At 69.7% G+C, this 12,875-nt stretch carries 4 protein-coding genes; all 4 read left to right on the forward strand.

Annotated elements, in window-relative coordinates; genetic code table 11:
- Positions 1 to 4: 4 nt before the first annotated feature.
- The 4 genes from AC16DP_RS01350 to AC16DP_RS01365 are packed head-to-tail and all read left to right on the forward strand — an operon-like array spanning position 5 to position 12,875.
- On the forward strand, positions 5 to 1,906 hold the full coding sequence (locus AC16DP_RS01350) for a hypothetical protein (RefSeq protein ID WP_329726015.1): 1,902 nt from the start codon (positions 5 to 7) through the stop codon (positions 1,904 to 1,906).
- Positions 1,907 to 1,931: 25 nt separating this feature from the next.
- A complete protein-coding gene (locus tag AC16DP_RS01355; RefSeq protein WP_329726014.1) occupies positions 1,932 to 6,551 on the forward strand; it encodes a hypothetical protein in 4,620 nt (1,539 codons plus the stop codon).
- Between the two features lie 11 nt (positions 6,552 to 6,562).
- A complete protein-coding gene (locus AC16DP_RS01360; RefSeq protein WP_329726013.1) occupies positions 6,563 to 11,206 on the forward strand; it encodes a hypothetical protein in 4,644 nt (1,547 codons plus the stop codon).
- 4 nt (positions 11,207 to 11,210) lie between these two features.
- Positions 11,211 to 12,875, forward strand: a complete 1,665-nt coding sequence (locus AC16DP_RS01365; RefSeq protein ID WP_329726012.1) for a hypothetical protein — start codon at positions 11,211 to 11,213, stop codon at positions 12,873 to 12,875.

Raw genomic sequence — 12,875 nt, forward strand, 5'->3', positions numbered from 1 at the left:
TGCGATGTTCGATACGACAAGAGGACCGGCCCGCGAGCAGCTCGAGCCGAACGTGGTCAAGAAGCTCGAAACGGCGGGGACCCTGGTCCATGACGACCGGAGGCTGCGCTCCTTCTTCTTCGATGGCCGTTTCCTGACGGCCAGGGACCTGACACGCGAGCAGACCTATTTCCTCACGCGGCAGGCGGACCTCGGCCGCGGAGGAGGGATCGGCGTCGTGGCGGGGCTCCACGTGGAGAACGGACCGGATCCGCGCGCGCTGCGCATCACGGCCGGACACGGCGTCACGCACTCGGGTGAAGCAGTGGTCATCCCGCGCGACCTGGCGAACGTCCGGCTGGACGACATCCCGGAGATCCAACGGCTCGATGCGGCCTTCGGGCTCGCGCAGATTCCGCGCGAGACAGCGCGCAACCGCTCCGGGCTCTACATCGTGGCGCTGAGGCCGGTGGAGTACACGGCGAACCCGGTAGCCTCCTACCCCAGCTCGGCGGGCGGCACGCGCACCGCGCAGGATGGCGACATCATCGAAGCCACCGCCGTCACCCTCATCCCCTACCCGGACAGCCAGGCGGGGGCGGGCTACGAGTCCCGGCGCTCGCGGGTGGCCCACGAGACCTTCGTGCGCAACGGAGGGATGAGGCCTCCCGTGGACGCGCTGCCCATCGCGATGATCGCGCTCGACCATGGCGTCATCCGGTGGATCGACAAGTACTTGGTGCGGCGCGAGGTGGGCTCGGAGCAGACGGACTTCCTCGGCTTCAGCCAGGCGCCCCGCGCGCTGAGGGAGGCCCACCTGCTGCAGTACCAGCAGCACCTGAAGGAGGTCCTCGCGGACCGGAAGAAATCCAACCGCGGCGAGCGCTTCGCGGCGAGCGAGCACTTCTTCACCCTGCCCCCGGCCGGCCCGCTCCCGGTGGCGGCCGTGGACCCGAAGAGTCTCACCGAGGTCTTCTTCCCGCCCGAGGTGGACGTGGAGCTCTCGGTCGTCCCCGAGGATGAGCTGGGCGCGCTGCTGGAGGAGAGCCTCTTCCTCTCGCCCATCGACCTCACGCGCACGGGCGAGGAGCTGTCGTCGACCTCGGTGCTGGTACTGGTCCCGGTGCCCCGCCAATCCATGGACCAGGCCCTCTCCACGCTCTTCCCCGCGGAGCGGAGCGCGACGGTGCAGTTGCGCGCCACCGCCTCGGGGCTCGTGGCCAGACGCCAGCCGGGCGAGGCGCTCCGGGCCCTGACGCTGCGGAGGACGGCGCTCGCGGCCGACACCACCACCTCCACCTCGGCCACCGGGCCCAGCCTGGCCGACGCCGCCTGGAGCAACCTCCTCTCCAGCGCGACCACGCTCTGGTACGCGCGCCGCCGGAACTTCCCCTACAAGCCAGCGGCCATCGGCCAGACCGTGGAGGAGCCGGATGATCTCGAGGACGACTTCACGAAGGTCCTCCGGGAAGCGGAGCTCTACGACGAGTTCGGCTCGCTCCCGAAGCGCGCCACGGCGCTCGCGATCGCCCGGGCCTACACCCTGATGAGGGGCTCCTTCCTGGAGGGAGACTCCGCGTCGGGCAAGCCGCTCTTGGCGGGCGTTGGCGGGGAGATCCTGCGCCAGAAGTGGATCAACTCCGGAACGGTGCAGGGGGTGCAACAACGTTACACCTACGCGAACCGGGGCATGGGGCTCTCGCAGCTCATCAACGCCGTCGCCGAGAGATACCGGTACGTCATCGCGCTGCCCCACTTCGCGCGGGCCAGCTCCGTGGCCGAGCTGGACAAGTACGCGTTCCTGGCCATCACGGACGGCAAGAGCGGGCTCCTCCAGGAGACCGTCTACGAGTCGCTGAGCTCGGGCAAGACGCTGGACGATGCCGTCGCCGCGTTCAGGAAGAACTACGAGCACCCACCCTACTAGTCCCGGACACGAGGGAAGGCAGCCCATGAACACGAAACCGCTGAAGGAGTCGCTCCCCGACGAGCACATCCTCCAGGTGGAGCCCCGGCCGAGACCGACCGTCGACGCCGGCTGGCGCAGCCGCCCCCATCTCCACACGGGCCGCGCCCTCTCCGCCGAGTCCCTCTCCACCGAGCAGCGCGAGCGCTCCGGCCGGCTCGCGCTGCGCGGCCAGCTCGTGGCCCCCGGCGTGGTGGCCGGCCTCGAGGTCCGCCTGGAGACCCGGTACGACGAGCTCGAGAAGCGGGACGTCCATTTCTTCCAGCTCGGCTCCGGTCTGGGATTGACCGCGAGTGGCGAGGACGTGCTGCTGCCTCGCATCACCCGCGTCCGCGTGGACCAGGTGCCGGCCTTCTGGCTGGACGAGGGGCAGGATCCCTCGAGCTTCGACATCAGCATCCTGTCCAACAGTGACGTGGCCGCCACGCACAAGGGGCTGCGAGCCGCCGTGCTCGTGCTGGTGCCCGTGGTGTCCCGGAAGGACGACCCCTCCGATCCCACCGACCCGGAGGCCTACTCCTTCGAGGACCAGCGCTGGGTGGACGGCTGCGCGCCGGTCCTCTTCGCCTGGCCCCGGGGCTGGCACATGCCCGACCCGGAGGCGCTCGACTGGCGCAACCGCCTGGCCTGGACCCTCTTCGAGGCCGAGCGCCAGCGCCCCCACCAGACGTACGCGCCCTGGGAAGAGGTCGGCGTGCCCCTGGCCCTCATCGGCTTCACGCCACCCGCCTCCATCGATGACCTCGCCACGCCGCTGTTCGCCGACCGGGCCTCCGTGGTGCGCGCGGGTGGAGCGCCTCGCACCCGGCCTCCGCTCCTCGATGCGTACGGCAATCCCCTGCTCTGGCAGGCCCGCATCCAGCAGTTCTCCGAGCACCTCGCCTCCATCCCGCCCCAGCAGCTCACCACCTCCGTCCGCTTCTTCTCCCGGCTGCCTCCGGTGGGGGTGCTGCCCAAGCGCGCCGTCGACCTCTTCGAGTGGAAGAACCACTTCTTCCCCGCGCCCTTCATCATCGACGCGGCCCCCGTGCCCCTGGAGCAGCTCGACGCGGTGACGCTCGCCAGCGCCTCGCTCGCGCCGCTGGATACTTCGCGGCAGGAGCACGTGCGCGTGCTCGTCCCCGTGCCCGAGGCCCACTTCGATCCGAACCTCCTGCGGGGCGAGGCCATCGACCCCGCCTTCTCCGAGACGATCACCTCCGGGCTCGCACGGCTCGGCGAGTGGCTGAGGCGCCGCAAGAACCTGCGCGGCAAGGCCACGCTGTTGCTCAACGTGCTCGAGGGCAAGAAGCGGAACCGCTTCCCGGAGCCGGATCCCTCCTCCATTCCGGGAGAGGTACCGGGCACGGCTCCGCTCGATGAGGCCCAGTACGGGCCAGAGGAGGAGGCCTACGGGACCGAGGGCAACTCCGTCCCCGCGCTCGAGGAGGCCCTGCTGCAATGGGGACAGGGCGGAACCTGGGACGTGCCCGCGCTGCTGGGAATCGAAACCAACGAGGTGGCCACCGCGGATTCGAGGGCCGGCCAGTTCGCGCTCGTCTCCCGTCAGGGTGACGCCACCCTGATGCACACCCGCTACAACGAAACCTGGCAGCCCTGGGAGAGCATCCCCAAGGTGCCGCTCGGCGCGGATCAACGCCTCGAGGGATTCAGGACGGTCTGGAGCGGGGACGGGCTCGTGCTCGTTGCGCTCATCAGCCAGGCCATCCCGCCCCCCGCTCCCCTGGGGACCGTCACGACGACCGGGTCGGACCGCACGTTCTTCCTGCGCATCTACCATCACCTGGAAGCCACGGGCCGGGAGGGGGTGGAGTTGGAGCACGTGACGGCAACACGCGTCCCGCACTTCGCCACCGTGTCCTGGGCAGCGGGGCGGCTCGACACGTTCATGGCCGTGGAGCGCACCACGGTGACGGACACGGGCTCCGTCACGAACTACCAGCTCCTGAAGTGCACCTGGATGCATGGCAAGGATGAGCAACCCGCGGTAGTTCCCCTCCCGGAGGCCGCGGGCAGGCAGGTGAGTGCCATGGTGTCGCTCCAGCGGCCCAAGGATGGGCGTGTCGAGCTGCTCTTCCTGGGGCGCGAGCCGGATTCCGAGAACAACCCCTGGCTCCACCACATCTCCGGCTTCCACACGGAGGGCAGCGAGGAGCTGAGCCAGTTCGAAATGGTCGAGACGACCGACGCCAAGGGCAACGTCCTGTCGGTCTGCCTCACGGGCCTTGCCCAGCTCGATGCCCTGGTGATGGGTGAAGGCAAACTCTTCCACGGGCGGTACGCCACGGACTGGAAGTTCGACACGGAGCCGGTGAGCACGACCGCGGGCGATGTGCTCGTGGCCGCGTCACGGCTCGATGGCCGGGTCCACGCCTTCTGGTGGAAGCGGGAGACCACCGCGGCCTCGCCACTGATGTACGGCTGGTTCGACGGCACCCGCTGGACCACGCCCGTCGCGCTGACGCAGGTGCAGCTCCACAACAGCGCGCAGCCTGTCGGTGTCATCCTCGACGGCACCAGCCAGATCGATCTCTTCCTGGCCTCGACCCAGGGACTCCAGCACCTGAAGATGCTGCCCGACAGCACGCGCGCCCTGGTGGAGAAGGAAGGGCTCCGGGGGCTCCTCACCCAGACGGACAGCCTGCTGGGCCGCGTGGACGAGTTCATCCGCGCCGGCTCCACCCAGCTGCAGGCGGACACGCAGAACGTGCGCCAGCTCATGATCAGCGGCCACACGGAAGCCAGCCGGCTCGTGGTGTCGCCGATCCTCGGCGCCACCATGGTGCAGAGCCCGCTGGCGGCCCGGTCCGACATCGAGAGCTACTTCACGCGCTTCCTCCGGAAGCGCTACGAGCCGGAGTACGAGGATCCCACCAGCGAGCAGGACGCCCGGGAAACGATGGAGCAGGCGACCGCGACCCGGCGTCAGCTGATGGCCCGCCTCGTGGCTCTGGTGAAGGAGCTCGGAATCGACGTGACGGGCATGACGGTGGCCGGGGTCGTGAAGGTCTACGACATGAGCACGCGCATCGAGGCCATCCTCATCCCCAATGTGGACGGCACGCGGAGCAAGGCCGTCGAGCGGGAGAGCATCCTGCTGTCCAGCCTGGTGACCAACACGAGCACGCTCAACGCCGTGCTCGAGCGCATCGGGAACGAGCTGGAGGCCGTCGACCGGGCCCTGCTCAACCACAAACCCCTCCGGTGGGAGAAGACCGACTACTTCTCCACCGCGGTGCAACACCTGGAGGACATGCTCGTCCTGCTGCGGGAGCTGGAGCGGCGCACGATTCCCCAGGCGAGCGCCATGGAGAGCTACAAGGAGGTCCTCGCCCAGCTCGAGGCCTTCTGGTCCCAGCTCGACAAGCGTCTGCGCTTCGTGGACGGCGAGGTGGCCGAGAGCCGCCAGGACGTCACCGTGGCCCGCGCCCTGCTCGCCGAGGAGACGGTCCGCATCGACGCCATCAACGAGCGCCGCAGGCAGGTCTTCGCGGACCATGTTCCCTTCCTCGTCTTCCACCGCCCCCGCCAGCGCGAGCTCACCCACGACACGCCCTCGCGGCAGCTGGATGCGGGCCTCGTGGAGAACATCCTCCCCGAGGTGTTCGCCAGCACCGCCGCCGCGCCTCCCGAGCTGCTGGCCTACGTCGAGCTCATCCGTGATTCGTCCCTCAAGGGGTTCACCCTCGCGCCCCAGCTGCTGCGCGGACTGGACCGCACCGAGCTCATCCACCGCACCTTCGAATGGGCACAGGTGCGCGCCACCCAGCGGGTGCCCGTCAAGATGCCCCTCATCGCCGGCCGCACCTCGGTGCGCTTCGCGCAGGGACTCTCCAAGCTGATGTCCGCCCGGGAGGAGCTCATCGCCCGCCAGCGCGGCGCCTTCATCCGCTTCGAGCCCGCCATCCTCCACACGCAGACGTGGCTCGAGCTGCAGCAGAGCGCCCACGCGCAGCTCTCCCTCGGCGACCTCATCGACATGGCCCATGGCCGCTCGGACGTGGGCGGACGCGCGACCACCGAGCTGGAGCACATCTCCAAGGTGGCCACCGGCCTCTACGAGCGTTTCGGCGAGGTGCTCCCCGCCATCCGCCTGGAATGGGCCGAGCAGCTCAGCCAGTACGACGCTCCCGTGGACCTGCATGACCTCTCACGGCTGCCCCAGTGGCACCAGTTGGAGGTCACCCGGCGGCGGGAATTGCAGACACTGGTGGACTGGCTCTTCCAGCGTGTGGTCGCCACCGAGCCCGAGGCCGTGTCGCTGATGAACGACCTGGTGCGCGTCTGCCTGTTGTTGGCCAGCCATGCTCCGGTCAATGAGTTGCTCTCCGGCCACGTCTCCAAGCCGTCCGTGGCCAGGGTGGGCGGCACCCTCGAGCTCGCCGTGGACCCGGCCCGCGTGCGCATCGGCATGCACGTACTCATCCGCTCCGGCGAGCAGACCGTCCAGGCCGTGGTGGAGGACCTCTCCTCCAGCGTGGTGAAGGCGCGCGTGCTGTCGGCCACGGCGCCCTCGGTGAACCTGCCGGTGAAGACCTCCGCGTATTTCTCGGATCCCGCCCGCGGCACGGGCGCCCTCCTTCCCTACGTAGGCCTCAAGCGGTGAACAGGTAGCCCATGAGCACGAAACCACTGAAGGCGCCTCTCCCCGACGAGCACATCCTCCAGGTGGAGCCTCCACCGCGGACCTTCGTCAACGCCGGCTGGCGCGTCCGCCCCCATCTCTACACGGACCGCGCGCTCTCGGCGGAATCCCTCTCCCGCGAGCAGCATGAGCGCTCGGGCCGGCTCGCGCTGCGCGGCCAGCTCGTGGCCCCTGGCGTGGTGGCCGGCCTCGAGGTCCGCCTGGATCGCGAACCCGGAGCGGATGGAAAGGAAGACCTCCACGTCTTCGAGGTCGGCCCCGGCCTGGGACTGACCGTCAGTGGCGAGGACGTGCTGCAGCCCCGCGCCACCCGTGTCCGCGTGGACCAGGTGCCGGTCTTCCGGCTGCGGGAGGGCCAGGACACCTCGAGCTTCGACCTCGACGTGCTGGCCAGCGTGAAGGCAACCCAGACACACCAGGGCCTGCGGGCCGCCGTGCTCGTGCTGGTGCCCGTGGTGTCGAAGCGGGAAGACCCGCCGGCTCCCAACGACCCGGCCGAGCTCGATCCGGAGCGGCATGCGCTCGAGGACCAGCGGCTGGTGGATGGCTACGCGCTGGTGCTCTTCGCCTGGCCCGACAGCTGGCCCATGCCCGACCCGGAGGCGCTCGCCTGGCGCAACCGCCTGGCCTGGACCCTCTTCGAGGCCGAGCGCCAGCGCCCCCACCAGACGTACGCGCCCTGGGAGGAGGTGGGCGTGCCCCTGGCCCTCATCGGATTCACGCCCCCCATGCACGTGGATGCGCCCGCCACGCCGCTCTTCGCGGACAGCGCCAGCGTGGTGCGCACGGGTGGAGCGCCCCGGAGCCGCCCGCCGCTCCTCGAGGCACACGGCAATCCCCTGCTCTGGCAGGCCCGCCTCCAGCAGTTCTCCGAGCACCTCGACACCTTCTCGTCCGAGCAGCTCGCCGATGGCACCGCCATCCAGTCCTTCGCCTTCCTGCCTCCGGTGGGCCGCCTGCCCAAGCAGGCCGTCGACTTCCGCCAGTGGACGCACCGCTTCTTCCCCGCGCCCTTCATCATCGACGCGGCCCCCATGCCGCTGGAGCAGCTCGACGCGGTGGCGCTCGCCAGTGCTTCGCTCGCGCCGCTGGACACCTCGGCGCAGGAGCGCGTGCGCGTGCTCGTCCCCGTGCCCGAGGCCCACTTCGAGCCCCGCCTGCTCCAGAGCGAGCTGCTCGACCCCGCCTTCCCCAAGGCCATCACCTCCGGACTCGAGCGGCTCGGAGAATGGCTGCGGCGGCGCACGGACCTGCGCGGCAAGGCCACGCTGCTGCTCAACGCGCTCGAGGGTGAACGGTCGAACCGCTACCCTACGGAGGATCCCGCGTGGATCCCCGGGGAATACGAGGGCGAGGTGCCACTCGATCCGAGCCAGTACGGACCGGAGGAGGCGACCTACGGCACCGAGGGCAAGACCGTGCCCGTGCTCGAGGAGGCCCTGTGGCTCAATGGCACCTGGGCCCAGCCCGAGCAACTGGGATGGGACTCCGGCGCGGTGTCCACCGCGGTCTCGCCGACGAAGGGCACCTTCGCGGTGGTCACCCGGTACTACTCGTCCTTCTCCAGTTCGTACCTGTCCGTGCGCCGCTTCACCAAGGACTCGCCGGTGGCGCGCGACTTCCTCTACTACCCGGCGGCCTGGCTGGACTTCAAAGCGGTCTGGAGCGGCGGCGAGCTGGTGATCGTCATCCTCGCCTACAACCCATTGCTCAAGGACAGACCCACCCCCGGATTTCCCCGCGTCGCCTTCATGCGGCGCACGCCCACGGGCTGGGTGACGAGCGTGCCCAAGTACCTGGGCGCGGGCATCTCCCCCCGCTCGATCCTGCACTTCACCGCCGTCTCCTGGGGTCCCGGGCGTATCGACGCGTTCGTGGGCACGACCAGCAGCATCCTGAAGGTCTCCTGGCTCGACGGCGCGCCCCAGGACGTGCAGGTGCTGAACACCAGCGTCAGCAGGACCGTGAACCAGATCGTGGCGCTCAGCCCGTCGGCGGGACGGCTCGAGCTGCTCTATCTGGGCCGATCCCCATCGGACCCCAGCTACGCCGAGTACTGGCTCCACCACCTCTCGTGCTTCCACGAGGGCGATGGTCCCGATCTGCGCCAGGCGGACGGAGACGCGACGCTCGACGTGGTGGAGGTGAAGAGCCTCAAGGGCTTCCAGCTCGCGGCCTGTATCTCCAAGGCGGACGACAGGTCTCCGCGGCTCGACGTGCTCGTGCTGAGCAATGGCGCGACGCAGGGAATCCGGCACGGCTGGTACGACGCCGGGAGCTGGAAGTTCGGCATGCAGATGGTGAGCAAGACGAACGCCGATGCACTCGAGGTCGTCTCCAAGGGGGACGGGAGGATCCACGCGTTCTGGTGGGATGACACGTTCCCCATGCCGGGGCCCCTCACGTACCGGCTGTTCGACGAGGGCCGCTGGCAGACCGCCGAGCTGCTGACCCGGCAGTTCCTCTCCGTGAGCACCAGCCGCCAGTCCTTCAGCGTCGTGCTCGATGGCACCAACCCCATCGATGTCCTCATGGCCTCCAATAACGGGCTGTTGCACCTGAAGAAGGTGGCCGACAGCACGCGGGTGACAGTGAGGCAGCAGGGACTGCGAGGGCTCATCGGCAACATCGAGGGCCTACACAAACAGGCCCTGGACTTCGTACGCACCAGTAGCGCGCGAATCCAGGACGAGCTCCAACACGTCCGCGAGCTGATGCTCACCAGCAGCACGGAGGCCAGCCGGCTCGCCGTGTCCGCCACCTTCGGCAGCACCCTGGTGGGCAGTCCGCTGGTGACCCAGAACAGCAACGGCGACTTCCTCACGCGCTTCCATCCGCGCGTGGGGCTGGCGCGCATCCGCCTGTCGGATGCCATGGAAGCGCTGGAGCAGGCCAGCACGGTCCGGAGGGAGCTGACCGCGCAGCTCGTCGAACTGGTGAAGAAGATCGTCCGGGTGAAGGAGATCGGGCTCGACCTCACGAACATGTTCCTGCTGGGGATTTCGAAGATTGTCCCCGGCAGTTCGCCCCGGAGGGTGGAGCTCCTTCCCGTCACCTGGCCGGGCAGAACGACGATCGACACGAAGACCGTCGTCCGGGAGGACCTGTCCCTCCGCGACCTGGTGAACAACGCGGCGCTGCTCGAGGATGCCCTCCGCCGGCTCGATGAGGAACCGGAGAACGTGCGGCGGGCACTCGCCCAGGCCCGGTTGAAGTGGACGGAGTCCGACTACTTCTCCACGGCGCTCCGGCACCTGGAGCACACGCTCGCCCTGCTACGGACGCTGGAGCTGCGCATGACGACGCGCGTGGGCTCCGTGAGCAACTACAAGGCGACCCTCGACCGCATCGAGGCCTTCTGGTCCGAGCTCGACAAGCGCATGCGGCTCGTGGACGGAGAGGTGGCCGAGGGCCGCCAGGACGTCACCGTGGCCCGCGCCCTGCTCGCCGAGGAGATGGCCCGCATCGACGCCGTCAACCAGCGCCGCGCGCAGATCCTTGAGCAGCACGTGCCCTTCCTCGTCTTCCAACGATCCCGCCACCGCGAGCTCACCCGTGACACACCCTCGCGGCTTTTGGATCCGGGGCTCGTGAAGGACATCCTCCCCGAGGTGTTCGCCAGCACCGACGCCGCGCCGCCCGAGCTGCTGGCCTACGTCGAGTTCGTCCGCGACTCGTCCCTCAAGTGGTTCACCCTCGCGCCCCAGTTGCTGCGCGGGCTGGACCGCACCGAGCTGATCCACCGCACCTTCGCCCGGGCGCAGGTGCGCGCCCTCCAGCGAATGCCCATCTCGCTGCCCATCATCTCCGGACGCACGCCCACGCGCCTCGCGCTGGGACTCTCGCGGCTGATGTCGGCCCGGGAGGACTTCATCGCCCGCCAGCGTGGCGCCTTCATCCGCTTCGAGCCCGCCGTCCTCTACACGCAGACGTGGCTGGAACTGCAGCAGAGCGCCCACGCGCAGCTCTCCCTCGGCGACCTCATCGACATGGCCCATGGCCGCTCGGACGTGGCCCGGAACACGGCCACCGAGCTGGAGCACATCTCCAAGGTGGCCACCGGCCTCTATCAGCGCTTCGGCGAGGTGCTGCCCGTCATCCGCTTGGAATGGGCCGAGCAGCTCAGCCAGTACGACGCTCCCGTGGACCTGCATGATCTGTCGCGGCTTCCGCGGTGGGATGAGCTGGAGGTCACGGAGCGGAGGGAGATGCAGACGCTGGTGGACTGGCTCTTCCAGCGCGTGGTCACCACCGAGCCCGAGGCCATGTCGCTGATGAACGACCTGGTGCGCATCTGCCTGCTGCTGGCCAGCCACGCCCCTGTCGACGAGTTGCTCTCCGGCCACGTCTCCAAGCCATCCGTGGCCAGGGTGGGCGGCACCCTCGAGCTCGCCGTGGATCCCGCCCGCGTGCGCATCGGCATGCACGTGCTCATCCGCTCCGGCGAGCAGACCGTCCAGGCCGTGGTGGAAGACCTCTCCTCCAGCGTGGTGAAGGCGCGCGTGCTGTCCGCCTCGTCGACGACGGTGCACCTGCCGGAGAAGACGTCGGCACGCTTCGCCGATCCCGCCCGCGGCACGGGCGCGCTGCTCCCCTATATGGGCGCCGAGTGGTGAACCGATGCGACGCGTGGACACCCTCCGGTTATCGGCGAGGAACGAGGCCCTCGTGCGCCACGGCGCGCTGCTGCTCGAGGACGCCCTGCGCACCGCCTCGTTCCCCGAAGCGGGCCCTGGCCGGGTCCTCCTCATCCGCTCACTCCCGGTGGGGGTCATCCACGGCCACCTTCCGCCTTCGAGCCTCGCGCTCACCCTGGAGCAACGGGTGCGCGAGCTGTCCCGGTCCGCGGTCCACGCCGAGGATTCATCCGCCGCGCGCCGGGGGGCCGTCTTCTTCCGGGACGACGCGGAGCCCTCCACGCTGCTCGCGGGGCGGCTGGCACGTGGCTCATCCGTGGCCGCCTGGTTCTGGCCCCTCGCCGTGCCAGGATTCCACCCCACCCAGCCGCGCGACGAGGCCTTGCGCCTGACGCTCTCCACCGCCCTGCGCACGAGCGCGGGACCGGCCGCCGCGGTACGGCTCGTCGAGACGCTGCATGCCCAGGGGCTCCTCGACGTCCTGCTCCAGTCCCTGCGTTGGCAGGAGGGCCCGGAACTGGTCCGGTCCTTCGGAGGAGCACCATCGGCCCCGGTGCTTCGTCCCGGGGAAATGGCCTCCCGTGCGCCAGTGGAAGAACCGCGCTCCCCCGCCCTGCGTGCCGCGGTGACACGATGGGTGGAGACGTGGAGCGCCACGGATGCTCGCTCCATCTGGCTTGTAGCGGCGGCTCTCGTCATCGAACGGCGGGGGCGGCTCGCCGACGCGCGGCTGCTCGAACGTGCGGCGCACCTCGCCGCCAGGCTCGTGTCCCCACCGGCATTGGTGACGCAGCGAAACGGCGGACACGAAGAAACCGTGCCCGCCTCCACCGAGAGCGCTGCGCTCGCGAAGGCACTTCCACCCGGAGAGGGTTCCAGCGCAGTGCCATCCCGCCCCGAGGAGGAACCCACGCTCACGCTCACGCCCACGCCCGCGGCCTCGCGGCTGCCCGCCGGCAACACCGCACTCCCGACGCCCGGAAGCTCCGCTCGGAAGGCTGCCGCGAGGGAGATGAGCTCGGAGGAAGCCTCCCGCCTCGCCGCGCCGCGCACGCGCCCCGTGTCGCACGAGCCCACCCTCCGTCCGCAGCCACCTTCCCTCGAGCGCGGTTCGGAGCCGCCGGACCCCTCCTTCGCGCCAGCGACGGTGTCACCCGCCGAGTGGCCGGAGCACCCTCGTCCCACCGTGGTCGGCGGGCTCCTCTTCCTCGTGCCCGTTCTCGAGCGGCTCGGGATCGCCACACTGCTCGAGCAGCACCCGTCTCTCGCCGAGCTCGATCTGCCCGACCGCTTCCTCACACTCATCGCCGGGCGGCTCGGCGCGCCCGCGGCGGATCCCTCGCGCGTGGTTTTCGCCCCTCAAGCGGCGAGCCCGCTCACACCGCATGAAGAGCAGGAGCTCGGCCCGAGGCTCCGGGGCCTGCTGACGGAGGCCCGGCGATGGTGCCGCCTCCAGGCACGGCTCGGGCTCCACACCCTCATCCGCCGTCCCGCGCGCATCACCGCGACACGCACCCATGTCGACATCCTGTTCGACATCCAGCAGGTGGACATCCGCGTACGCAGCGCGGGGCTCGATGTGGATCCAGGATGGGTTCCCTGGCTCGGGCGGGTGGTGCGCTTCCATTACCTTTACGGAGAGTCGTGA

It is taken from the genome of Archangium sp., assembly GCF_057119385.1.

Excerpts from the sequence above, each read along its gene's own strand:
- AC16DP_RS01350 (WP_329726015.1), top strand. The coding sequence starts at position 5 with ATGTTCGATACGACAAGAGGACCGGCCCGCGAGCAGCTCGAGCCGAAC.
- AC16DP_RS01355 (WP_329726014.1), top strand. The coding sequence starts at position 1,932 with ATGAACACGAAACCGCTGAAGGAGTCGCTCCCCGACGAGCACATCCTC.
- AC16DP_RS01360 (WP_329726013.1), top strand. The coding sequence starts at position 6,563 with ATGAGCACGAAACCACTGAAGGCGCCTCTCCCCGACGAGCACATCCTC.
- AC16DP_RS01365 (WP_329726012.1), top strand. The coding sequence starts at position 11,211 with ATGCGACGCGTGGACACCCTCCGGTTATCGGCGAGGAACGAGGCCCTC.